Here is a 24,395-nt window from a genome sequence, read left to right as displayed (position 1 = left end):
ACGTCCCGCCGCTCGCCACGACGCCGGTCCGTCACCCGTCCCCGGCCAGCACCGCCGCGATCCGGGCGATCTCGTCCGGGCCGACCCGGCAGCAGCCGCCGATCAGCCGCGCCCCGGCCGACCGCCAGCGACCGACCCGGGCCGGGTCGAAGGCCGACCCCCCGTACCAGCGCCGCTCGGCCGCGTCCCACCCCTCGCCACTGTTGGGGTAGACCACCACGGGCTTGCCGGTGGTCGCCGCCGCCACCTCCACGGCGTGGTCCGCGTCCGCGGGCGCACAGCAGTTGACACCCACGGCGACCACGTCGTCCCGGCCCGCGGCCATGGCGAACGCCTCCGCCAGCGGCTGCCCGGCGCGCGTACGCTCCCCCTCGATGGTGAAGGACAGCCACACCGGCACGCCCACTCCCTCGACCGCCCGCAGCATCGCCTCGGCCTCGTCCGCGTCCGGCACCGTCTCCAGCGCGAGGACATCGGGCTCGGCCTCGGCCAGCGTCTCGATCCGCGGCCGGTGGAAACGCTCCAGCTCCCGTACCGTCATCCCGTACCGCCCCCGGTACTCGCTGCCATCGGCCAGCATCGCCCCGTACGGCCCCACCGATGCGGCGACCCGTACTCCCGGTGTGCCCGCCGCCGCCCGCCGGGCCAGCGTGACGCTGCTGCGCAGCAGCGCGCTTGCCTCCTTTCCGCCGACTCCGCGCCGTGCGAAGCCTTCGTATGTCGCTTGGTAACTCGCGGTGATCAGGACCCGCGCCCCCGCCCGGACGTATGCGGCGTGCGCCGCCTCGATCCGAGCCGGGTCGTCGGCGAGCAACCGGGCCGACCACAGCGGGTCGGACAGGTCGCACCCCTGGTCGGCGAGCTGGTTGGACAGCCCGCCGTCCAGCACCAGGGCGGCGCCGCCGGACAGCGGCACGGACAGCGGCGTGGGTCCGGTCACGACGAAGTCACCCCAGCTGGGCCTGGACCTGCGAGGCGATCAGCTCCAGGTGGTCCAGGTCGGACAGGTCGAGGATCTGCAGGTAGAACCGGCTGGAACCCTGCTCCGCGTACTGCCCGATCCGGTCCACGACCTCGGCCGGCGTACCGGCGAGGCCGTCCGCCTTGACCTCGTCCACGTCCCGGCCGATGGCCGCGGCCCGGCGGGCCACCTCGGCGTCGTCCTTGCCGACCACGGCGACCACGGCGTTGGAGTAGACCATCTCGTCCGCCGCGCGCCCGGCGGCCGCGACGGCCTCCTTCACCCGGCCGATCTGCTCGGTGCTCTTCGCCAGCGGGGCGAAGGGCACGTTGAACTCGTCCGCGTACCGCGCCGCCAGTTCCGGGGTGCGCTTGGCTCCCATGCCGCCGATGATCACCGGCACCTTGGTCTGCGTGGGTTTCGGCAGTGCGGGCGAGTCCTTGAGCTGGTAGTACGTGCCGTCGAAGTCGAACGTCCGGCCCACGGGCGTGGACCACAGTCCGGTGACGACCGCGAGCTGCTCCTCGAGCCGGCCGAACTTCTCGGCCGGGAAGGGGATGCCGTACGCGGTGTGCTCCGCCTCGTACCAGCCCGCCCCGATCCCGAACTCGACGCGCCCGCCCGACATCTGATCCACCTGCGCGACCTGGATGGCCAGCACGCCCGGCAGCCGGAAGGTGGCCGCCGTCATCAGGGTGCCCAGTTTGATCCGGCTGGTCTCCCGGGCGAGACCGGCCAGGGTCACCCACGCGTCCGTGGGTCCGGGCAGCCCGTCCGAGTCACCCATCACGAGGTAGTGGTCAGAGCGGAAGAAGGCGTCGAATCCGAGGTCCTCGGTCGCCTTGGCCACCGCCAGCAGCGTGTCGTAGCTCGCCCCCTGCTGGGGCTCGGTGAAGATGCGTAGCTCCATGTCCTCCATCCTGCCCGCACCGCGGGCTCCATGGTCACTTAGGGGGTGCGTGCCGCGGGGTGGCGCTCCCCCTGCCCGGTCCCCCGGCTCCGGGTCCGCCCCCGACCCGGCACCGTGCGTCCGCCCGCCGGACCGGCCCCCGCAGGCCGCCCGGCGTGCCGACGCTCAGTCCTGGACGTCCCGGACCAGTTCCCGCACCCGGTCCTTCGCCTCGTCCACCGCGTCCAGCGCCTCGATGCAGTCCCAGTAATCGGCCTCTGCGTCGACCGTGCCCGTGACGGCCACCAGGGCGAGCCCGATCTCGCCCAGCAGCACACGCAGCGCGCGAAGCGTGCCGGCCGGGTCGCGTACCGAGGTCAGCAGAGCCGCTCTCGGTCCGGGACCGCGTGCCACGGCCGTCGGTGCCGGTCCGGCCCGCGCCACCGGACCACCGTGTTCAGGGCCGTCGCCCCGCGCCGACGCTCCGCTGCCCCGGTCCTGCCGACCGTGGCCGTCGTCGAGCAGCCGTGCCACCGCCTCGGTCAGTTCATAGGCCTGCCATGCCTCCGCGATGACGTCCTCGGGCTGCGGATGCCGGCGCATCACGCGTTCCGCCTCCGCGACCAGTCGTGCCGCGTCCATCTCCCCTGTCTCCTCCGGGTCCGTGGCGGTGACCTCGCGTCACCGCTGATGTCACCCAGAGTGACAGAGTTCGGCCGGTCCGGAAGGGCCTGTCGGCACATCTGTGGACAACCACGCGGCTGTGGACAACTCGCTCACCCGGACGAGGGATCCACGCCTCCGCCCGGCCGGGGAAACCGCAGTTCATTGCGGTCGATCTTCGCGGCGAGCGCGGCCAGCAGGTCGATGCCGAGCACTTCGCAGAACTGCAGGAGATACGCCAGCACGTCCGCGACCTCGTCCCGTACCCGATGAGCGGTGTCCTCGTCGGCCATCACCGCCCCGGCCTGCTCGGACGTGAGCCACTGGAAGATCTCCAGCAGCTCCGCCGCCTCCACGCTCAGCGCGGCCGCGAGGTTTTTCGGGGTGTGGAACGGCTGCCAGTGCCGGGCCGCCGCGAATTCGGTGAGGCGGCGCTGCAGCGCTGCGAGATCGGGGCCGTTGGCCCCCAAATCCTTGTCATCAAGGCCTTGGCCGGTCGGGCCTCGACCCGCCTGGCCTTCGCCGGCCGCCGCGCGTTCAGTTCCATCCGTCACCCGGACTGGTCTACCGCATCCTCCCGATCCGCGCCGAGGCCGGTGATCGTGACGCCGCCGAGGCCGTCCGCGCAGGCGGGGTCCTGGACGGTGGCGAGCAGGCGGATGTGGCCGCGGCCGGCCGCCAGCCCGGCGAGCCGCAGCAACTCGCGCAGCTGACGGCGGTCGAGGCCGAGGTCGAGGCCGTCGCCCAGCACGGTCAGGACCTGCCCGGCCGGCAGCAGTTCCGTACTCGTGTCCACGTCCAGCACGCTGGGCCCGGTGAGCAGGACCAGCGCCAGCGCGACGAAGCGGAGTTCGCCGTCGCCGAGCCGGTCGATGGGGACGAGGCCCAGCGGACCGCGGTCCACCGCCGCCGTCACCGCCTCGACCGGCGGGGTACGGCTGTCGCCGGGCAGCACGGCCGGGAGGGTGATCAGCCCCTCGACCGGCCCACTGCACACCTCACGCACCGCGTTGACCAGCGCGGCGTGCCGGGTGGCGCACTCCCCTTCGGTCCTGGCCAGGACGGCGGCGAGGTTGTCGCAGGAGGTACGCAGCCGGCCGGCGGCGACCGGCACGGGCGCGCGCATCAGCTCGGGGCGGGGCTCGACGGGAAAGACACCGCGCAGCGCCACAACCATTTGTTCGGCCGCGGCGAGCACCAGCCGCTGCCCGTCGGTGCTGCCGGAGACCCGCAGCGGCAGCAGCGCGGTCGCGAGCCGGTCGTCGGGCAGCGGGGCCTTGGTCACCGCGACCGCGCCGGCGGTGTGCCAGGCAGCTTGTACGGTACGGCGGTGCGGGTCCCGGAGCGCGGTGGTCAGCAGGGTCTCACCACCACCGGTGAGCCGCTCGCCGACGATCCGCAGGGCCGGCTCGGTCTGCACGGCCACGTCCAGCCGGACCGGGCCGAGGGGTCCGGTCACGGTGCAGCCGACACGGAAGCCGCGGCGGCCCTGCACGTCGGGCTGGGCGCTCTGCGGTACGCACGCGGTCGCGCCCCCGCGCACGGCACCGAACGCCTCGGCGAGCTCCGCCCCGCAGGCCAGCCGGCCGAGCGCGGTCACGGCCTCCAGCACGCTCGACTTTCCGGTGCCGCTTCCCCCGCTCAGCAGGGTCAGCGGGCCGAAGGCGAAGGTCGCCCCGCGATGCGATTTGAAGGCCGACAGCCGCAGTTCGGTGACGACAGGGCGGTTGTGGGGGGTACTCATGGGCGGGACCGTATTCAGCGGTCGGACCGGCGAACCGTTCATGCACAGCCGTGATCATTCGATCGGGGGACATCGCGCATGACCGGGTCCGACAGTGGAAATGACCCTCGTGCGGCCGTGTCAGCGGAGCGGCCGCAGGCGCCACCCGCGGCGTGCGGCCCCCGGCCGTTCCCGACCGCCGCCCGGCGCTTCCCGATCACCGCACTGTTCTTTCCCTCCGCGCGCCCGGTCACTGTCAGTGGCTCCGGCTACGGTGACGAACGTGACCACCACGAGCTACGTCGCCCTGCTGCGCGGGATCAACGTCGGGGGGAAGAACAAGGTCCCCATGGCGACTCTGCGCGAGTTGCTGACGCGCATCGGAGCCACCGACGCGCGCACCCACCTCCAGTCCGGCAACGCCGTGTTCACGCACGAGGAGGAGGATCCGCTGCGGCTTGCCGCCGAACTGCAGCGGGCCATCACGGAGGAGCTCGGCCTGACGATCTCCTGCCTGGTGCGCTCGGGCACGGATCTGCGCCGTGCGGTGGAGGCCAACCCCTTCCCGATGGAAGGGATCGACGGATCACGTTTCCTGGTCGTCTTCCTGTCCGGTCCACCGCCCCTGGACCGGCTGGCGACGATCGACCCGGCTGCGTACGCACCCGACGCGTTCCGGCCGGGCGAGCGGGAGATCTACGCCCACTTTCCCGACTCGATCCGCGATTCCAGGCTGGCCGCCCTGTTCACCGACCGGTGGCTGGGCATGACGGCGACCGCGCGCAACTGGAACACGGTCACCAAGCTGCTGGCGCTCAGCGGGAGCTGACCGCCGAGCACAGGAAGAGCTCGCCGGGCCGGAAGTCCGTACGGGTGCAGTGGGCGCGGACCCAGACCGCGTTGTCGTGGCCGATGGCGGTGGACGGACCGCCGAGGAGCACATAGCGCAGCTTGCCGGTGGCCACGAGGTGCTGGAGCCAGGCCGTGGACGGGCTGGGCACGGCTCCGGTGAAGCCGCCCATGGGCATGACGGGGGCTCCTGCATAAAGGATGAAGGGAGAGGCGACTCGCCAACTGGTGGTGGCGAAGAGGAAGGAGGCACCGTCGCGGTTGGCGCGGGTGTAGGCGAGCAGCCGCAGTTGGTCGGGGCTGAGGGCGCGCGGCAGCCCGTAGCCGGTGACGGGGAAGGTCGCCGCCGTGACGCGGTGCGGGGCGTGCCCGGCCCGGCCGGTACGGACGCCCGCGAGGCCGTGCCGGCCGTGGACGCCGGCACGGGTCGAGGAAGGCGACCCGTGCGCCGACGAGGGGACCGCCGTCGCCGAGCCCGGGGTGCCCGCGCCCGGGGTGCCGGTGGCCGCGGGGTGTGCGGCGGCCGGCGGCCGGCGGTGGTGGCCGACGACGTCCGCGATGGTGAGGGGTCCGGCGGCGCCCATGCCGGAGTGGCCGTACTTGCTGTCGAGGACGGAGGACGCCCACGCGGCGGAGGGCAGCAGCATGCCCACCAGGCCGAGACCCAGGCCGAGGGCCGCCACGCGGTGCCGCGCACCGAGGGTTCCGGTCCGGGAGGCGGCCAGCAGCCCGACCGCGCCGAGCCCGAGGACGGCGGCCACCGGGGCCAGCCATGGGAGGAAGGAGAAACGGGCGGCGGTGAGGGCCGACCAGCCCACCGTCGTGATCACAGCGGCCGGCAGTGCCCAGGCCCGGTCGCGAGTACCGCTGCGCCAGCCGCGCCACAGCAGCGTCGTCCCGCCGCCGAAGAGCGCCGCGATGGGCACGGCGACGACGCCCATGTAGTACATGTGCGTGCCGACGGCGCCGGCGCTGAAGACGACGAAGAAGGTGGCGAACCAGGTGCTCCACAGCACGAATCCGGCCCGCAGCGGATCCGTGCGGGGCCTGCCGCGCCGCCAGAACAGGCCGCACGCGGCGCCGAGCACCGCGGCGGGGTAGAGCCAGCCGGTCTGTGAGGCCAGCGGCTTGCGCACCAGCTTGACCCAGTCGTTGTGGTGCGGGGTGGAGCCGGCGTCCTCGCGAGGGGTGCCGGCCATGGAGGAGGTGTCGACGCTGCCGGTCTGCTGCGCGCTGACACCCAGAGAGGAGAAGCGATTGAGGAAGTTGTAGCCGACGACCTGGCTGACCGCGGAGTTGTCGGTGGTGCCGTCCACCCATGGCCGGTCGTGCGCCGGGGTGGCCGTGACCAGCAGCACCCAGGAGGCGGAGACGGCCACGCACACGCCGAGGGCGATGCCGAGGTGGGCGAGGCGGCGGCGCAGGGCGGCGGGGGCGGCCACGGCGTAGGTCAGGCCGAGCGCGGGCAGTACCGCCCAGGACTCCAGCATCTTGGCCTGGAAGGCGAGCCCCACCCACACCCCGGCCGCGATCAGGGACCGCAGCCGGGCCTCGCGGGCGGCGCGGATGGCGGCACTGGCCGCCAGCAGCACCAGCAGGGTGAAGGCGGGGTCCTCGACCTGGGTGCGGAACAGGCCGGTGACGGCCGGGGTGGCGGTGAAGGCCGCGGCGGCGAGCAGGCCCGCGGCGGGGCCGGCCCAGCGCCGTACCGCGCGGTGCAGCACGGCCACGCTCAGCACGCCCTCGAGCACCTGCGGCAGGGTCAGCGCCCACCCGTGGAAGCCGAAGATCCGCACCGACAGCGCCTGCGGCCACATGAAGCCGGGCAGTTTGTCGATGGTGATCGAGTTGCCGGGGTCGAACGAGCCGTAGAAGAAGCCCTTCCAGCTCTCGCTCATGCTCCGCACGGTCTCGGAGTAGAAGGGGTGGTAGGTGCTGTGCTGGATGTCCCAGGCGAACAGCACGGCCGCCACCGCGAGGATGCCCAGCAGGGCCGGTCTGCTCCAGTCGGGGTCGCCGTCCGGCGAGCGCCACGGCCGTGCGGCGAGGCTGAGTGCGGGCATACGGGTACGGGTGCGCGCCTCGACCAGTGCGGGCGCGTCTGTGCTGGCCATCCGAGCGAGTCCCTCCGGCGTTCCGGTCGCCGTGCTAGATGGCGAAATCGCCCGGTGGGATGCCTGTCAGTTCCGGCGGTCACGAGTGTTCACCGGGACGTAACCTGAGCGTCGTACAGGCGGGGCTGCCATGCCACTCGTACGACGGTCGGCAGGTGTGATCGTCGGAGTACGCGGGCCCAGCCGGCCCAGCCCCGCTCCCGCTCGCCCCCGGGACCCGCACCCGCGCCCGTCCTGCCCGCCCTACTGCAACTACAACCACCCCCGGCGAGCCGCCTGCAGCCCCGCCTGGAAGCGGGTCTGGGCGCCGAGTTCCGCCATGAGTTCGCGTACGCGGCGCTGGGCGGTGCGCGGGTGCCAGCCCATGTGCCGGGCTATCGCCTCGTCGGTCAGGCCCGCGGCCAGCAGGCCGAGCAGGGTGCCGCGGTCGGCCGGGTGCCGGGCCGAAGTCCGCGCCGTCCCCGCCCCCGTCCCCGTCCCCGTCCCTGGCGGGCCGAACCGGATCGGCACCGCGTCCGCCCACACCTCCTCGAAGAGCGCGATCAGCGTGTCCAGCAGCGAGGACTGATGGATGATCAGCGCGCTGTCGCTGGTCGGGGAGCGTTCCAACGAGATCAGCCCGATCCGGTCGTCGGCGATGAACATCTTGACCGGCACCCCGGCGGCCACCCGGGCCTGTTCACCGCTGGCCACCAGGTCGCGGATCGCGGCCGGCCGGCCCGGCAGTTCGAGGCCGGTCCGGTCGTATACGCACCGGTACCGCACGCCGGTCGGCAGGAGTTCGGACTCGATGTCGTTGGTGCCGGCCCCGCCGATGTACGGCGGCCGGTCGAAGGCGCTGACCTGGTGCCGGGCGCTGCGCTGGAGCTGGGCGAGCCGTTGCACGGTGCCCTCGCGCGTGGTCACGGTCTCGACGATCTCCGTGGAGCTGACCGCCTTCTGCCCGGCGCGGAACCGTTCCATCAGCCCGGCGGCGAGCACCCGTACCTGTTGCAGCGCCTGTTCCTGGGAGCGGACCAGCACCTCCATCGCCATGTCCGGCCGCGCCGGCTGGTAGCGCACCGGCCGGCCCGGCAGCCGGGAGACGAGCCCCTTCGTCTCCAGCACGGCGAGCGACGCCGTCACCCCGGCCACCGTCACCCGGCCCCGCAGCTCGGCCGCCGTCGCGGGGGCGCCGTCCAACAGGGCCAGGTAGACCTCCTGCTGGCCGGAGGTCAGGCCCAGCGCGTCCAACATTGCGGATCACCACCGTATTCACGACAGGGACGTGAACTCCCCACCATGCTCCCTTCCGACCCGGCCGCGCGGCGTGGAAGCGTGACCGGAAACACAGCGCGATCTTGGGAAGGAGGCACGGGTGCGCATCCAGCGCAATCGCCGTACGGCCGCGGTCGGGGCGGTCCTCGCCCTGGCCGCGGTCCTGATACCCGGAGCCTGGGGCGGGCCCGCGACGGCCGCCGCCCCGCGACAGGCCGCCCGGCCGGCCCCGGCCACTGCGACGACCAAGGGCTTCGACCCGTCCCGGGCCTATGTGCCGGGCTCACCGACACCACTCCAGACGTCCGCCGGCACGGCAGCGGCGGCCGACGACCCGGCCTCCGGACCGACCGGACCCACCGGACCCACCGGACCCACCGGACAGGCCACACCGGCCGCCCCCAGCGCCGACCCCAACGGCGGCACCCTCGGCCTCGACGTCGCCGCGGGCGTGGAAACCGCCCAGGGCGTCCCGTTGACCAGCCCGTTGCCCGGCGGCGACTCGCTCCAGGTGTTCAGCATGGGCGTGGTCAGCCGGGTCCGCGCCGACGGCAGCACCGTCTGGCAGCGCGGCACCGGCTCGCTCTACCGCGACTGGCACCTGACGTTCAACAGCGCCGGCTACGTCCCGACCCCGCAACTCGTGGTCGGCACCGACCCGGCCGACCCCTATTACGTGACCACCGGCGCGTCGTACTCGATGGGCGGCCCCACGCCGTACGCCGTCGGTGACCTGACCGGCGACGGCTCGCCCGACATCGCGGTCGCCGAGACCGTGGGCGTCAACCTGGGCGCGGCGAGCTGCGGTTCCTGCGGCTGGCCATTCACCGTCCCCGGCTCCGACCTGCACTTCGGCACCTTCGTGACGGTCCTCGACGGCCGCACCGGCGCCACCGTCGACCACGAGCTCGACCCCGGCTTCGTCACCCAGCTGGCCGTCGTCGGCCACGACCTGGTGATCGGCGACGAGACCGGCTCGCCCAGCGGCAAGAACGGCCCGGGCGCCTGGGACTCCGTCACGACCGTGCGGGCGATCACCCTGCGCGGTGACCACGGCACGACGACCGCCCACCAGGAGTGGCAGTACTCCACCGGCGCGCAGTGGGGCCGGCTGCTCGGCCTGCGGCCGGTCCCGGTCGACGGCGGCGCCGTGGCCGTCTCCTGGACCGACACCCCGCTCGGCCTCGGCGTCCCCGGACCCCCGGACGGCCATGTGGTGCTCCTCGACTCCCGCGGCACCGTCCGCTGGGACCACCGCACCGCCGGCTACCCGGTGCTGTCGGCGTACGACCCCAGCCGCGGCCTGCTCGCCGTCGCCGAACTGACCGACCCGGCCACCGCGGTCGGCTACACCCTCACCGGCCTGCGGCCCTCCGACGGCCGCGCCGTCACCGCCGTCCCCACCGACGGAGTGCTGCCGACCACCCTGACCGTCGGCGCGCTGGACCGGCACGCCGGCACCTCCTGGCTGGTCAGCGGCGTGGTGACCACGCCGGACCAGGTCAGCCCGCCCGGCTACAACTTCACCGCGGCCACCGTGGCCGCGGTCGACCCGGCGGCCGGCCGCACCCAGTGGACCCGTACGCTGCCCGCCGCGAACGGCAACCCGCCGCAGCCCGGCACCGTCGCGGTACTGCCGTCGGCCGGCGGCGCCGCCACCGTCGTGGTCGGCTCCTACCTCGGCTCGGTGACGCCGAGCCCGCAGGCCCCCTTCGACAGCGCCTTCGACGTGACCGGCCTGTCCGGCGCGGACGGCGCGGTGCGCTGGGAGCACTCGGGCGACACGGCCGACCCGCTGACCATGGCGGCCGACCGGAACGGAGTCCGCGGCGTCACCGCCGAGCAGCGCGCGGTCGTCTACGACGCGTCCGGGCGGGCGGCCGACCGCTCGCCCCTGCTCGGCGACCTGTACGCGGCCGTCTCGGCGGACGTCAACGGCGACGGCCGCCCCGACGACATCGCGGGCGGCCAGAGCGGCGCCGTCTACGCCATCGACGGCCGCGCCTTCTCCCCCGCCGACGACACGCCGCGGACGCTGTGGCGGGCCGACGTGGGCGGACCGGTGCACGCGATCGTGCCCACCGCTGTCGCCGGCCGGCCCGTGCTGGCGGTCGCCGCCACCGATCGGGTCGTGATCGTCGACGAGCGCACCGGACAGGTCCTGCACACCGTACGACTGCCCGGCCAGTACGTGTGGAACGTGGCGGCCGGCAGCGCCGGCGGCCGGACCGTCGTGGTGACGGGCACCGACCGGCTGTCGGCGTTCGACGCGGCCACCGGACAGGCCCTGTGGACGTACGCGCCGCCGGCCGCCTCCTGGTTCGCGAACGCCTCGGTCACCGACGGGATCGTCGTCACCGAGTACCAGGACCAGGTCGGCCGCCACCAGGCGCCCATCGCGATGGCGGCGCTCGGCCTGGACGCCCGCAGCGGTGACCGGGTCTGGACGGCCCCGGCCGATCCGGCGGCGACCTTCGCGCCCCAGTTGCACAACGGAGTCGTGGCGGGCCCGGGCATCCCCGGCGCCGGCCCGGACGGCGCGGCCTTCGCCTGGACCACCGCCGACGGACAGGGCCGGATCGACGTGCGCGACGCCCGTACCGGCGACCTGAAGTACAGCGACACCGACGGCAGCCTCACCAACCACGAGGCGTACGCGCTCGATTCGCGCGCCGGGCTGATCGCCACGGGGGACAGCGGCTCGGCCGCGATCACGCCGGACGGCCCGCAGGTGTCGCTGTCGGCCAGCGGTACGGACGCCGGGATCGCCACGGCCGGCGGCCGGCCGATCCTGGTGACCGCCCACATCGCGGTCAACGCGTACCCGATGTCGGTGCTGTCCACCGGGGACGCCTCGGTCGCCCCGCTCGCGTCGTACCAGCCGTACCAGACCGGCCAGGTGGACGTCACCGCCGACAACAAGGTGCTCACCACGCCGATCGACTGGCGCGCGCACCAGATCCTCACCGCCGAGTCCGGCCAGACCGTGCGCCCGTACCAGGTGTCGATCCAGCACGGGTTGCTGGCCCTGGCACCGACCGGCAGCCCGGCGGCGAACGCGGTGCGACAGCGCACGATGGCGCCGAAGGCCGCGGCCGCGCGGCCGACGACGGTGCCGCTGGAGACCGCCGCGACCACCGTCGCCAGGACCGGCACCGCACAGCCGTCCGGCCGCATCGCGGTACGCGGCTGGAGCGGCACCGGATCCCCGCAGCTCACGGCCGACGACCCGGCGGGGTACAGCCCCGCCGCCCTGCGCGCCTACCTGGGCCTGCACGGGGCCGGCGCCGGCCAGACGGTCGCGGTGGTGGACGCGCCCGGCGACCCGGCGATCGCCGCCGACGTGGACCGGTTCAGCGCGCAGTACGGGCTGAGCCAGGTGTGCTCCGGCGGCACGACAACGGGCTGCTTCGACTTCACCGTCACCGCGCCGCAGGGCACCGGGCCCGACGACGGCGGCTGGGGGCTGGAGACCACCATGGACGTCGAGTGGATCCACGCCGTGGCCCCGCAGGCGGCGGTGGTGCTGGTCGAGGCCGAGAACGCCACCTTCGCCTCGCTGTTCCGGGCGGTGGACTCCGCCGCGGCCCTGCACCCGGACGCGATCAGCATGAGCTGGGGCATCCCGGAGGAGTTCACCGACGAGACGTACTACGACGGGCACTGCCGGCTGACCGCCTCGGTCTGCTCGGTGGCCAGCGGCGACTACGGCCACCCGGGCTCGTACCCGGCGTACGCCCCGGCCGTGCTGTCGGTCGGCGGGACCACGCTCCAACTCGCCGGCGACGGTTCGGTGACCGGCGAGACGTCCTGGTCCGGCAGCGGCGGCGGCCGCAGCTACGTCGAGCCCGTGCCCGGCTACCAGAAGGGCGTGGTCAGCGGCGGGCGCGGCATCCCGGACGTCAGCTTCGACGCCGATCCCGCGACCGGGGTGGCCGTCTACGACAGCGTCGGACCGTACGGCCAGTCGGGCTGGTTCCAGGTGGGCGGCACCAGTCTCGGCGCCCCGGCCTGGGCGGCGGTCCTGGCCTCCGCCGACCAGTTGCGGGCCGCGGCCGGCAAGGCCCGGCTGACCGGCGCGGACGGCTCCGCCCAGCGCGCGGTGTACGCGGTCGCCGGCCGACTCGGTGACATCGTGTCGGGACCGGCCAACGGGTACTGCCCCGCCCAGTGCGCACCGGGCACCGGCTACGACTTCGTCACCGGACTCGGCAGCCCGCGGGCGGGCATCGACGCCACCCTGGCCGCGACTCCCTGACGCGACCCGCCGGTTGTCCCCCGCGCCCCCGGTCCTCGGTCCTCCCGCCGAGAACCGGGGGCGTGGCGGTTCACGAGCCTCGGGCCGCGCGAGGTCCGGGCCGGTGCGGGCGCGCAGTGCCACCGCGAAGTGTCCCGGTCAAGCCCGGACCTGCCCGGAGTGCGTCAGCCAAGCCCGGACCACCGCGGAGTCCCCCGCCAAGCCCGGATCGGCCCGGCTCAACCGCGGCCGGGGCAGCGCAACCCCCGGCGTACCGCCATCCCCCCTACGCCGGCACCCCGTCCGGCAGCACCTCGAAGCCGCTCAGGCCCTCGGGCTCCTCCTGCCAGGACCGGACGCGGTCCACGCGGGCGGCGTCCGAGCCCCGGGCGGCCCATTCGCTCATCCGGTGGACGGGCTCGGGCTCGCCCTCGAAGACCGCCTCCACCTGGCCGTTGGTCAGGTTGCGCACCCACCCCGCGACACCCGCCTCGCGGGCCGCCCGCCGGCAGGTGTCGCGGAAGAAGACGCCCTGGACCAGGCCGGTGACCAGGACATGGGTACGCACGCTCATGCCGATGCCTCCTCGTGAAGGATTCCGGGGACGCCTCCCGCCAGGGGATCAGTGGATCACGCGGCCCGGCGCGCCACCACGACCTTGCCCGTGACGTGCCCGGACTCCACCAGCCGGTGCGCCTCGCGCAGCCCGGCCGCGCCGAAGTCGTCGATCGTCGTCGTCATGGTGGTACGGATCCGTTTGTCGTCCACCAGGGCGGCCACGTCCTCCAGCAGTTCCTTCTGCCGGATCATGTCCGGCGTGCCGTACATCGTCCGGGTGAACATGAACTCCCAGTGCCAGGCGATGCTGCGGGACTTCAGGGGCAGCAGGTCCAGGCCCTCGGGCTCGTCGATGCCGGTGATGTGGCCGAACGGCCGGACGATCCGCGCGTACGCCTCGATGTTGCCGCGCGAGTGCGGGCTGAACAGGTAGTCCAGCCCGTCGGGCACCTCCCGCAGGGTGGTGGCCACCAGGTCGTGGTGGTCGACGAGGGCGTCGGCGCCCATCGCGGTGGCCCACTGCCGGGACTCCGGCCGGCTCGCCGAGACGAGCACCCGCAGCCCGGTGAGCTCCTTGGCGAGCTGGACCAGCACCGACCCGACGCCGCCGGCCCCGCCCAGCACCAGCAGCGTGCCCCGGGACGAGGCGTCCAGGCCGAAGCGCTCGAACAGCGTCTCCCACGCGGTGATGGTGGTCAGCGGCAGCGCGGCGGCCTCGGCGAAGGACAGGCTCTCGGGCTTACGGGCCACCACCCGCTCGTCGACCGCCTGGAGTTCGGCGTTGCTGCCCGCCCGTGTGACGTCCCCCGCGTACCAGACCTCGTCGCCGGCCGCGAGCGTCGTCACCTCCGGGCCCACCGCCTCCACCGTGCCGGCCGCGTCGAAGCCCAGGACGCGTGGCTGGTCGGAGGGGGTCAGGGAGGCGCGGAGCTTGACGTCCGCGGGGTTCACCGAGACGGCCGCCACCCGTACCAGGACGTCCCGCGGGCGCAGCTGCGGCACCGGCACCTCGACGTCCCGCAGGCACTCCGGGTCCTCCACCGGCAGCCCCCGGTAGGAGGCGACGGCCTTCATGTGCCCTGCCATGGCATGCTCCTTCTCGTCCGGCGGCACCTTCGGCGTTTTTGCGTCGTCTGCGGGCGTCGTCCGCCGGCGTCGTATGTCGGCTTTCGTCCGTCCACCCGCGTCGTACGCCGGCGCCGCCCGGTGTCCGTCTGTCTGCTTCTGTCAGCTTCTGTCGCGTGTCCACCGCCATCTTCCGGCGGTCCTTCCCTCGGCGCACCCCCGCGCGGAACACCGGAGGTCCCGCAGTTCGTTGGCTGCTCGCAGGCGTATGCCCCAGGAGGGGTCTTCGATGGCATTACCGTTTGACATGTGCCGTCGAACACATATGGGGGGTGCATTGCTCTTTGCATATGATCATTTATTTAGAGTGACTTCAGGTCGCGTGCACCTGTGATGTCTCAGGGGGAGTACACGGATGGAGAGGGACGGAGCACGATCTTCCGGCACGGCGAGCACCACCCGTCCACCCGAGCGGGGACGGACGCCGGCGCAGCAGCTTCTCGACCAGGAGGCGCGGATACTTCAGCTCTTCGCACAGCGATTACACGACATCTACGGTCCCGTGTCCGACGACCCCGACGCCTGGTACTGGGCCGAGGAGCAGGCCCGGCGGATCATCGTCGACTGCGCGGACAGTCTCGCCCAGGGGACCACGATCGTCTCGGCGCCGCAGACCTGGGGCCAGGTGGCCCCGGACAGTGACCGCGTCACGCGGCTCGGCCTGCGGCTGACCCAGTTCGTCCAGTCCTACACCGCCTTGACCGAGGTGGTCATGGACGCCATCGGCCGGGCCGTCGTCGCGCCCGCCGGCCCGGATCCGGACCAGCCGGACGAGGGGGAGGAGTTCGCCCGGGCCGCGGTGGCCGGCTACGCCGCCGCCGTGCGCTCCCTGCACCAGGGCGTCGGCAGCCGCTTGGAGGCCGGCACGGTCGGCTGCGACAAGATCTCGCTCACTCGGGTCAAGGAACTGCACGAGGAGAACCGGCGCTGGCTGGCCCGGGAGATCCACGACGAGTTCGGCAACTCCCTGAGCCTGGCCATGCGGCAGCTCGAGCTGCACGAGGTGCTGGCCGGCCGGGCGGGCGCCGACATCGGCCCGCAGATCCGGGCGGCGAAGGCGGCGCTCGCCGAAGCGCTGGACACCAGCCGCCGGCTGGTGACCGAGCTGCGCCGGCCCAATGTCGCCGGCTCGCTGTCCCTCGCCCTGCGCCGGTTCGCGGAGACCACCGAGGACACCGGCTGCCGCATACGGATCTGGGTGGAGGGGCCGGAGGATCGGCTACCGGGGTGGCTGGCGGAGGAGCTGTTCCTGCTGATCCGCGAGTGCCTGCGCAACGCCCTGCGGCACGCCTCGGCCACCAATGTGGTGGCGAGTGTCGACGTCGTCCCCGGCCACATCCGGGCCGAGGTCATCGACGACGGCAAGGGCTTCGACCAGGCCGCTCTCGGGGAGGGCGGCAACGGGCTGGGGGTCATGGCCGAGCGGGTCCATCTGCTGCACGGCTCGCTGAACATCAGCAGCGCCCCCGAGGTCGGCACCCGCATCACCATGTCGATGCCCTTCGACGACGGGGGTGCCGGTGGCTGAGGGGACCATCAGCATCCTGGTCGCCGACGACCACACCCTGCTGCGCCAGGCGCTCAGCGACCTGCTGGCCGCCGAGCCGGACTTCGACGTGGTGGCCCAGGCCGCGACCGGCACCGAGACGGTGCGCCTGGCCGGGCAGTACCGGCCCGACGTGGTCATCCTCGACATAGAGATGCCGGAGAACGACCCGGCCACCACCGTGCGGTGCATCCTGATGCAGCTTCCCGAGGCCCGCATCATCGTGCTCAGCATGGACGACAGCCAGCCGCTGGTCCGGGAGTTGCTGTCGCTGGGGGTGCACGGTTATCTGCACAAGAGCGTCAGCCGGGAGACCCTGGTCTCCGCGATCCGCGAGCGCCAGGCCGGCGGCCGCCGCACCGTGACGGTGTCGGTCTCCGCCGCCAGCCTGGAGCCGTCGGCGGCCGAGCCGGAACTGCACGGGGGCCTCACGCTGCGGGAGATCGAGGTGCTGACCCTGGCGGGGCGGGCGCTGAGCAACCGCCAGATCGCCATCAAGCTCGGCATCGCCGAGGGTACCGTCAAGCGGCATCTGCGCAACGTGTTCGAGAAGCTGGGCGCGGTCTCCCGGATCGACGCGGTGAACAAGGCGGTGGCCCGCTCGCTGATCCCCGCGCCGGGCCGGGCGGACGACCTGGTGCCGCCCCGTTGAGGCCTGCCGTTCGGTCCACGCCGGGTGCCCGACCGCACCCGGCGCTGCGCCGTGCCCGGGTCGTCCTCGCCGCCCGGTGCCCGGTGAACGGGCTGTGAAAACCGGGCGCCGGGGAAGTGGCCGATTCTTCGGCGGCCTGCGCCGCGAGGAGTACGCCCTGCCGCTCCCGCCTGTCCCTGCCACCGTCTCCTCCCTCGTCCTGAATCCGCACGCAGGGCCAAGGTTGCGGTACGGCGCGCGGCGGGCGCACACCCCCAAGGGGTGGCCCGGCATGTGTCTTTAGAGGGATCGGAATACCGCCAAGAGGTAACCCGCGTTGCCTCCGAGGACTATTCAGACGGCAGGTGCCCGAGTCCTAGCATGAGTGCCGTGCGAGCGACCAGGGGAGCGTCACCGGCCGGTCTCCGGGCCGATCCGGTCCGGCCCCGCCGGTACGGCGGATTCCCGGCCCTCCCCCGCGCACAAGGTGCCGGTCGCCGCCGCTTCCGGGCGGCGACCGCGCCGGCCGCGAGGTGAGCGAATACCGTCCGCCGGGGCAATGACGGCCCGCAGCGGCACTGACACACGGGGGGACAACGGGGTCGGTCCGGCATGTCGGTCACAGGGGCTGCTGCGCCCTGCGACCGTGCGGCATCGGCCGCCTTCCTCCCCTCAGTATCCGCACACCTCAGCGTGACGGGCTGTGGTCCGTGACGCCGCACGACCTTGGGTACGAGCGTGATCCTCGGGGCGGCATTACGCCTGCCCCCACCGTGCACCACCGTCTGCCTGCACCGTTCGGGTTCCTAACCGAGGAGAGACCTTGACCGACCTCATTTCCCGCGGCGCTTCCCGTGGCCGCGACTGGCTGCGCAGCAACAACCTCGCGTACAGCGACGAGATCCCCCTGGAGGCCTCGACCAGCCAGTTCGAGGGTGGCGGCCACTACGGCGTCGAAGTTCCCGTCATCAACTCCTTCAAGGTGCTGGAAGCGACCCTGACCCTGCTGCAGCGCGAGGGTCTTCCGGTCACCCGGTTCAACGAGACCCTGGGCGCCTTCCTGCTGTCGGACGCCGAGGTCAAGGACATGCTGGACCTGTGCCGTGAGAACGGCGTGGGCATGGTCTTCGCCCTCGGCCCCCGGCCGGAGTACGACCGCAAGGCCGCCTTCTACCGCGGCGGCTTCGGTGGTTCGCAGGGCCGCCGCGTCAACAACAACGACGCGCTGGCCGTCTCCGCGGACGAGGCGATCCGGCTCACCGAGCTGGGCTGCCGCGGCCTGATCGCGTACGACCTCGGCGTGATGCGGATGCTGAAGACCATGCGGGACACCGGCGCGATCCCGGCCGAGACCCAGTTCAAGGCGTCCTCGCACTGCATCGTGTCGAACCCGTTCACCTCCAAGATCTACGAGGAGAACGGCGCCGACAGCGTCACCACCATTCACGACCTGGGCCTGCCGGTGTTCCAGGAGATGCGCAAGGCGTCCCCGAACCTGGTGCTGGACATCCCGACCGACGTGTACGGCCAGAAGGGCGGGTTCATCCGGTTCACGGAGGTGCCCGAGCTGGTCCAGATCGGCTCCCCGATGATGCTCAAGATGGGTGCCAGCGCCCAGGGTCACCCGTCCGACCCGGTGAACCAGACCACCATCGAGAAGCGCGTCCAGCGCGTCGCCCTGGGTCTGGAGTACCTGCAGAAGTCCGGCATCAAGGCGGACTACATCGGCGAGACCTCCCCGCAGCGCATCCTGCCCGTCAAGGTCTGACCGCCGAGGTCACGGTCCGGCCGGCACGGCCCGGGCGTCCTGCCCTGAGCGCCCGGGCCCGTCCGGCACCGGACCGACCGGCATCGCGGGCCCGACCCGGTCGGCCGTGCCGCAGGGCCGACCTGTGCGGCTCGCCGGGCCCGTCGTTCCGCCGGTCACCGGCCGGTTTCCACCGGCCGAAGTGCCGCCGCCCTGCTCCGGACCGTGCACCCGGAGCAGGGCGGTTCGGCGCGGCTCGACCGCCCGACCCGCGCGTGCGCCGGCCGCGAACCCCCGGCCGGCGCGTCCCGACCGCGCACCCGACTCGCGCGTGCCCGACCTGCGCGTCCACCGGTTCACCGAAGGAGCCCGCAAGGCCATGGAATTCACGTTCACCGAAGAGCAGGAGCGGCTCAGGAGCGAGGGCCTGGACCTGGCCGGTCCGGTGTCCGGCGAGCCGCGCGCCGAGGTCACCGAGGACGTCTTCCGCACCCTGACCGGCAAGGGTCTGGCCGCCGTCGCGCTGCCGGCCGACGCCGGCGGCCGCGCGCTGGACGTCTCGCAGCTGTCCGCGCTGTGGGAGGGCCTGGGCCAGGGCGCAGGCGCGGCCCTGGCGTCCGCGCTGAGCACGCACGCCGTCCTGTCCGCCGTCGCGCTGGACAAGCTGGGCACCGACGAGCAGCGGCGCAGCCTGCTGCCCGGCATCGCCGACGGCAGCCTGATCACCGCGCTGTCCTCCTACGAGCTGGCCGGCGGCGCGGCGCGGGCCAACCGCGCGCTGACCGCCACGGTTCGCCCCGACGGCGGCTGGCTGCTGGAGGGCACCAAGACCGACGTGGTCAACGCCCCCTTCGCCGGCCTGCTGCTGGTCACCGCCGCCACCGGCCCGACCGCCGCCACCGCGTTCGCCGTCCCCCGCGACACGCCCGGCCTGGGCGTCACCGACACCGGTGAGGGCCTGGGCAACGTCACCTTCGACGGGGTCGAGGTGCCGGCCGGCGCGCTGCTGGGCACCCCCGACGCCGCCTACCGCGAGCTGCTGCCGCTGCTGCTCGCCCTCGACGCCACCATCACCTCGGCCACCTGGATCGGCGTGCTGCGCACCCTGCTGGACCGCGCGCTGGACGCGGCGCTGAACGCCGAGTTCCTCGATCGCCCGGTGCAGCGCTTCCAGGACCTGCGCTTCTCCCTGGCCGACAGCCGCAGCCGGATCGAGCTGGCCACCGGCCTGGTGTACCGGGCCGCCTGGGAGCTGGACCACCAGGAGCAGCCGGGCCGTCAGGACACGGCAGTCGCCAAGCTGTTCACGGTCCGCGGCGCGCGCGCCACGCTGACCGACGTCACCCGGGTGCTCGCCCTGGCCGACCGCTGGCCCGACCCGGCGGCCGAGGCCGCCGACCGCGCGCTGACCCGGCTCGAGCACGCCGCCCACGGCACCGACCTGACCCGTTCCGCCGTCGCCGCCTCGGTTCTGGGCCTGGGCTGACGGCGCCCGCCCGGACCAGGACGCCGCACCGGACGTCCGCCCGACGACGACTACTTACGGAGTGAGCATGGACTTCTCAACGGACAGTGTGGACACCGCGCTCGTGGCCGAGTTCGAGCGGCGCTTCCAGGCGGGCGTCGCGCAGCGGGCGACCGAGGCGGACAAGGCCGGCGGCATGCCGCCGGAGAACTGGCAGGACATCGTCGCCAGCGACTACCTGCGGGCCTTCCACACCGAGGACATCGGGGGCCTGGGCCTGGACGGCGTCACGCAGGCGCAGATCATGGAGACCCTGGCCCGCGCCTGCGGCGGCTCGTACTGGTCGGCCACCATGTCCACCCTGGTGTGCGGCAAGATCATCAGCTCCTACGGCGACAAGGTCGAGCACCGCCGGCTGCTCGACCCGCTGCTCAGCGGCGAGAAGCTGGCCGCCTTCGCGGTGGTGGAACGCACCTCCGGCAGCGACGCGGGCACGTACCGTACGGTGGTCACGCCCGCGCCCTCCGGCGACGGCTGGGTGATCAGCGGCGAGAAGGCGCGCATCACCAACGGCCCCAACGCCGACCTCGGCGTGGTGTTCGCCCGCTTCGACGGCTCGGCGGACGGCTCCGGGCCCGGCCCGGACGACTGGTGCTTCGCCTTCGTGGACCTGCGCCAGGAGGGCGTCGGCCAGTACGACATGCCGCACATGGGCCTGCGGGCGATGCCGTGGGGCGGGATCACCTTCGACAACGTGCCGATCCGGCGCGAGGACGTCGTTCCGGTGCCGCAGGCGGAGTTCGCCCAGGCCATGGCCTGGGGCTGGCTGTTCATCTCGATCTGCGCCATCGGCCTGGCCGAGAACGCGCTCCAGGCGGCCGTCGAACACGCCTCGGACCACGTCGCCTTCGGCCGCCCGCTGGCCCACATGGAGGGCGTGCAGGCGCAGATCGCCGCCGCCCGCGCCGAGATCGACGCCGCCCGGCTGCTGGCCTGGCGCGCCTCCTGGCACCGCACCGAGGGCCGCTCGGTGTACGAGCTGATCGCCATGCTCAAGCCGTACGCCACCGAGATGGCGGTCCGCGTGGTGCAGTCCTCGGTGCAGATCCACGGCTCGTGGGCGCTGACCCCCGATCACGCGGTGGAGCGCATGTACCGGGACGCGCCGATGAACGTGATCGGCGGCTTCACCTCCAACCGGCTGCGGGAACTGGTGGCCGCGGCCGACGGCCTGGACATCACCACCTTCCAGGAGTTCGACTGGCTGTCCGCGACCGGCCTGCTGGACGGCCCTTCCGGGCTGGCCGCTGCCTCCGCCGGGGTGCGGCCGTGACCGCCGCGCCCGCCGCGGACCCGTACCGGATCGCCCTGCTGCCCGGTGACGGCATCGGCGGGGAGGTGACCGCCCAGGCCGTGCAGGTGCTGGAGGCGGTCGGCGGGCTGACCGACCTGCGCTTCGACTTCGACGAGATCCCGGCCGGCGCGGCCTACTACCGCGAGCACGGCCGGGACTGGCCGGAGGGCAGCGAGGAGCGCTGCGCCTCGGCCGACGCCATCCTGCTGGGCGCCATCGGCCTGCCCGCCCAGGAGGGCGGCCACGGCAGCCTGCTGCGCTCCGACGGCAAGATGGCCGGCTGGTCGGCCATCGTCGGCAACCGGATCAAGCTGGACCTGTACGCCAACGTTCGCCCGGTCAAGCTCTACCCCGGGGTGCGGCACTACGTCTCCGGCAGCCACAAGCAGGTGTGGGACCCGGAGAACGTCGACATGGTCTTCATCCGGGAGAACACCGAGGACCTGTACGCCGGTTCCGGCGGCATCCTGGCCCCCGGCGGGGTCGCCCAGGTCGCCACCGACACCCGTATCGTCACCCGGGCCTCCTCCGAGCGGGTGATCCGGCTCGCCTTCGAGACCGCGATGGCCCGCGAGGGCGCTCCCGGTGACAAGACCCGCCGGGTGACGGCCGTGGTCAAGGACAACATCCTGTACGGGTGCCGGCTGTTCGTGAAGGTCCTGGAGGAGGTCGGCGCCGAGTACCCGCAGGTGGAGGTGGAGACCATCCTGGTCGACGCCTTCACCCAGTGGCTGGTGCGGCGTCCCGAGCACTACGACGTGGTCGTCGCGCCCAACATGTTCGGCGACATCATCACCGAGCTCGGCTCCGCCCTCCAGGGCGGCATGGGCGTCTCGGTGGGCTGCAATGTCGGCGCCCGGCACGGCATGTTTGAGCCCATTCACGGCTCGGCGCCCAAGCACGCCGGCAAGAACCGGGTGAACCCGCTGGCGTCGATCCTCAGCGCCGGACAGGCCCTGCTGTGGCTGGGCACCCGGCGCTCCGACCCGGAGCTCCTGCGGGCGGCCGGGGCGGTGGAGGCCGCGGTCTGCGACGTGCTCGCCGCCGGGGAGCCGCTGACGTACGACCTGGTGGGCACCGAGCGGGCCGCGCCCATGACCGCGGTGACCAGCGCCGTGGTGGACCAACTGGCCGAGCACCTGCCGGCCCGGGCGGCTTCGTGATCGTCGACGCGCAGCTCCACCTGTGGGGCGAGCCTTCAGCCGGGCGGCCGTGGCCGCCCGGCACCGCCGGTTCGGCGCACCGCGCCCGGCCGTACGACGCGGCCGAGCTGCTGGCGGCGATGGACGGCGCCGGGGTGGACCGGGCCGTGCTGGTCCCGCCGTCCTGGGAGGGCGACCGCAACGACCTCGCGCTGGCCGCCGCACAGCGGTATCCGGACCGGTTCGCGGTGATGGGCCGGCTCGACGTGACCGATCCGGACCGCGCGCTCGCGGCGGTGGCGGACTGGAAGGCGCAGCCCGGGATGACCGGACTGCGGCTCACCTTCCACCGCCCGCCGCACCGCGAGCTGTTCGCCTCCGGCGCGCTGGACGCGCTGTGGCCGGCGCTGGAGGCCGCGGACATCCCGGTGGCCCTGTACCCGCCGGGTCAGCTGCCGCAGGTCGGGGTGGTGGCCGCCCGCCACCCCGGCCTGCGGCTCGCCGTCGACCACTTGGCGCTGCCCACCGACGTCACCGGCCCGGCGGCCTTCGCCGAGCTGGACGACCTGCTCGCGCTGGCCGTCCATCCGCGGGTCGCCGTCAAGGCGTCCTGTCTGCCGGCGAGTTCGGCCGAGCCGTATCCCTTCCGGGACCTGGACGACCCGCTGCGGCGGGTCGTCGACGCGTTCGGCCCGGACCGGGTGTTCTGGGGCTCCGACCTGACCCGGCTGCCCTGCACCTACCGCGAGTGCCTGGACCACGTGGCGGGCCTGCCCTTCCTGGACGAGAAGGACGCCGAACGCATCCTCGGCACGGCCCTGTCGGACTGGCTGGGGTGGCCGGAATGAGCCGCTCACGGACCGACCGCAGGGAACCGGTCAGCAGGTGGCCGAAAACGATCGGTGACTGTGGCACGTATCGGTATAACTGCTGACAGACACGGCACCACAGCAGCACCAGGAACCACAGGTGCCGACAGCACGATGCCGACAGCACCCGGAACGACCGGCGGCACAGCCGGACGGCCCGGAAACCCGGAACCAGCAGAAAGAAGCGGAAAGGCGAAATGGCGCTCACCGTTCGTTTCCACGAACTCGGCGGCCCGGAGGTCCTGCGGCTCGAGGACCTGCCCGATCCCGAACCGGGGCCGGAGGAGGTCCTGATCCGGGTGGAGGCCATCGGCCTCAACCGGGCCGAGGTCAACTTCCGCCTCGGCAGGTACATGGACCAGCCCCGCTCCCTGCCCTCGCTGATCGGGTACGAGGCCGCCGGGGTCGTCGAGGCGATCGGCCCGCGGGTGAACGGCATCGCCAAGGGCGACCCGGTGGCCGTCGTTCCGGCCTTCTCCATGCGGGACTACGGGACGTACGGCGAGCTCGTCGTCGTACCGGCCGCCGCCGTGGTGCGCCGCCCGGAGTCCGTGAGCGCCATTACCGGCGCCGCGGTGTGGATGGCCACCCTGACCGCGTACGGGGCGCTGGTCGACATCGGCGGCCTGCGGGCCGGTGACGCGGTGGTGATCAATGCCGCCTCCAGCGGCGTGGGCATCGCCACCATGCGCCTGGTCAAGTCCCTGGGCGGGCTGCCCATCGCGGTCACCCGCACCAGCGCCAAGCGCGAGCAGCTCGCCGCGCTGGGCGCGGACGCGGTGGTCGCCACCGACCGGGAGGACCTGGTGGCGGGAGTGATGGCGGCCACCGGCGGCGCGGGCGCCCGGTTCGTGTTCGACGCCGTCGCGGGACCGGGCGTGCGTCAACTGGCCCGCATCGTGGCACCCGGCGGCATCCACTTCGTCCACGGCAACCTCAGCGGACAGCCGACCCCCTTCCCGGGGCCGGAGACGATGCAGAACTATTCCATGCGCAGCTACACCCTGTTCGAGGTCACCAAGGTCCCGGCCCGGCTGGCGCCCGCCACCGCGGCGATCACCGAAGGAGTGGTCTCCGGCGCCCTCGAGCCGGTGATCGACCGCACCTTCCCGCTCAGCCGGATCGTCGACGCCCACCGCTTCCTCGAGTCCGAGGAGCAGGTCGGAAAGGTCGTCGTCACCGTGTCCTGATTCCCCTCGGCTCCCGCGCGGCCCCCCTCATTGTTTTTCCCTCGCCCACGACCCGCTTCCCAGCAGATCGGCCTG

Annotated in this window: 19 protein-coding genes; 10 read left to right on the top strand and 9 right to left on the bottom strand. The window is 73.3% G+C overall.

What is annotated here, in order from left to right; genetic code table 11:
* Positions 1 to 31 precede the first annotated feature (31 nt).
* The 5 genes from mmuM to ITX44_RS22835 form a co-directional block, all read right to left on the bottom strand.
* Positions 32 to 940, bottom strand: coding sequence for a homocysteine S-methyltransferase (mmuM, locus tag ITX44_RS22855; protein WP_205359183.1), 909 nt, complete (start codon positions 938 to 940; stop codon positions 32 to 34).
* 7 nt (positions 941 to 947) lie between these two features.
* Positions 948 to 1,871: an LLM class F420-dependent oxidoreductase gene (locus ITX44_RS22850; protein WP_205359182.1), complete on the bottom strand. Its 924-nt coding sequence runs from the start codon at positions 1,869 to 1,871 to the stop codon at positions 948 to 950.
* A gap of 165 nt (positions 1,872 to 2,036) precedes the next feature.
* Positions 2,037 to 2,492, bottom strand: a complete 456-nt coding sequence (locus ITX44_RS22845; RefSeq protein ID WP_205359181.1) for a DUF6099 family protein — start codon at positions 2,490 to 2,492, stop codon at positions 2,037 to 2,039.
* A 134-nt stretch (positions 2,493 to 2,626) separates the two neighbouring features.
* Positions 2,627 to 2,983: a nucleotide pyrophosphohydrolase gene (locus ITX44_RS22840; protein ID WP_205359180.1), complete on the bottom strand. Its 357-nt coding sequence runs from the start codon at positions 2,981 to 2,983 to the stop codon at positions 2,627 to 2,629.
* An 80-nt stretch (positions 2,984 to 3,063) separates the two neighbouring features.
* Complete coding sequence (locus ITX44_RS22835) at positions 3,064 to 4,257, bottom strand: AAA family ATPase (RefSeq protein WP_205359179.1); 1,194 nt, start codon at positions 4,255 to 4,257, stop codon at positions 3,064 to 3,066.
* A 262-nt stretch (positions 4,258 to 4,519) separates the two neighbouring features.
* On the opposite strand from ITX44_RS22835, the gene ITX44_RS22830 reads away from it, so the two are divergent.
* The gene (locus tag ITX44_RS22830; RefSeq protein WP_307795441.1) at positions 4,520 to 5,065 is read left to right on the top strand and encodes a DUF1697 domain-containing protein; all 546 of its coding nucleotides are present in this window, start codon (positions 4,520 to 4,522) and stop codon (positions 5,063 to 5,065) included.
* Here the strand turns inward: ITX44_RS22830 and ITX44_RS22825 are convergent.
* Both ITX44_RS22825 and ITX44_RS22820 read right to left on the bottom strand, forming a co-directional pair.
* On the bottom strand, positions 5,052 to 7,199 hold the full coding sequence (locus ITX44_RS22825) for an ArnT family glycosyltransferase (protein ID WP_205359177.1): 2,148 nt from the start codon (positions 7,197 to 7,199) through the stop codon (positions 5,052 to 5,054). The genes ITX44_RS22830 and ITX44_RS22825 overlap by 14 nt on opposite strands.
* Positions 7,200 to 7,451: 252 nt before the next feature.
* The gene (locus tag ITX44_RS22820) at positions 7,452 to 8,435 is read right to left on the bottom strand and encodes a TrmB family transcriptional regulator (protein WP_205359176.1); all 984 of its coding nucleotides are present in this window, start codon (positions 8,433 to 8,435) and stop codon (positions 7,452 to 7,454) included.
* Positions 8,436 to 8,556: 121 nt separating this feature from the next.
* Between ITX44_RS22820 and ITX44_RS42725 the strand changes: the two genes are divergently transcribed.
* Positions 8,557 to 12,714, top strand: a complete 4,158-nt coding sequence (locus tag ITX44_RS42725) for an outer membrane protein assembly factor BamB family protein (RefSeq protein WP_205359175.1) — start codon at positions 8,557 to 8,559, stop codon at positions 12,712 to 12,714.
* 265 nt (positions 12,715 to 12,979) lie between these two features.
* Here the strand turns inward: ITX44_RS42725 and ITX44_RS22810 are convergent, their stop codons facing one another.
* Entirely contained in the window at positions 12,980 to 13,267 is a 288-nt protein-coding gene (locus ITX44_RS22810) for an acylphosphatase (protein ID WP_205359174.1), read from the bottom strand.
* A gap of 56 nt (positions 13,268 to 13,323) precedes the next feature.
* A complete protein-coding gene (locus ITX44_RS22805) occupies positions 13,324 to 14,337 on the bottom strand; it encodes a zinc-binding alcohol dehydrogenase family protein (RefSeq protein ID WP_236061306.1) in 1,014 nt (337 codons plus the stop codon).
* A 394-nt stretch (positions 14,338 to 14,731) separates the two neighbouring features.
* Here ITX44_RS22805 and ITX44_RS22800 point away from each other — a divergent pair, with 394 nt between their 5' ends.
* From ITX44_RS22800 to ITX44_RS22765, 8 genes are all read left to right on the top strand, one after another.
* Entirely contained in the window at positions 14,732 to 15,904 is a 1,173-nt protein-coding gene (locus ITX44_RS22800) for a sensor histidine kinase (RefSeq protein ID WP_205359173.1), read from the top strand.
* The gene (locus ITX44_RS22795) at positions 15,897 to 16,574 is read left to right on the top strand and encodes a response regulator (protein WP_307795440.1); all 678 of its coding nucleotides are present in this window, start codon (positions 15,897 to 15,899) and stop codon (positions 16,572 to 16,574) included. The genes ITX44_RS22800 and ITX44_RS22795 overlap by 8 nt, the downstream gene beginning before the upstream one ends.
* An 802-nt stretch (positions 16,575 to 17,376) precedes the next feature.
* Complete coding sequence (locus tag ITX44_RS22790; protein ID WP_205359172.1) at positions 17,377 to 18,321, top strand: hypothetical protein; 945 nt, start codon at positions 17,377 to 17,379, stop codon at positions 18,319 to 18,321.
* 358 nt (positions 18,322 to 18,679) lie between these two features.
* Positions 18,680 to 19,786, top strand: coding sequence for an acyl-CoA dehydrogenase family protein (locus ITX44_RS22785; RefSeq protein ID WP_205359171.1), 1,107 nt, complete (start codon positions 18,680 to 18,682; stop codon positions 19,784 to 19,786).
* Between the two features lie 67 nt (positions 19,787 to 19,853).
* Positions 19,854 to 21,098, top strand: coding sequence for an acyl-CoA dehydrogenase family protein (locus ITX44_RS22780; protein ID WP_205359170.1), 1,245 nt, complete (start codon positions 19,854 to 19,856; stop codon positions 21,096 to 21,098).
* On the top strand, positions 21,095 to 22,282 hold the full coding sequence (locus tag ITX44_RS22775; protein ID WP_205359169.1) for an isocitrate/isopropylmalate dehydrogenase family protein: 1,188 nt from the start codon (positions 21,095 to 21,097) through the stop codon (positions 22,280 to 22,282). The genes ITX44_RS22780 and ITX44_RS22775 overlap by 4 nt, the downstream gene beginning before the upstream one ends.
* Positions 22,279 to 23,109 (top strand): amidohydrolase family protein, encoded by an 831-nt coding sequence (locus tag ITX44_RS22770; protein WP_205359168.1) that lies wholly within the window; start codon positions 22,279 to 22,281, stop codon positions 23,107 to 23,109. Before ITX44_RS22775 ends, ITX44_RS22770 begins: the two co-directional genes overlap by 4 nt.
* A gap of 218 nt (positions 23,110 to 23,327) precedes the next feature.
* The gene (locus ITX44_RS22765) at positions 23,328 to 24,320 is read left to right on the top strand and encodes a zinc-dependent alcohol dehydrogenase family protein (RefSeq protein WP_205359167.1); all 993 of its coding nucleotides are present in this window, start codon (positions 23,328 to 23,330) and stop codon (positions 24,318 to 24,320) included.
* The last annotated feature ends 75 nt before the right edge of the window (positions 24,321 to 24,395 follow it).

The sequence above is a fragment of the Actinacidiphila acididurans genome, from assembly GCF_016918855.1.
Lineage (GTDB): Bacteria > Actinomycetota > Actinomycetes > Streptomycetales > Streptomycetaceae > Actinacidiphila > Actinacidiphila acididurans.
This window is presented reverse-complemented; position numbering and strand designations above follow the sequence as displayed.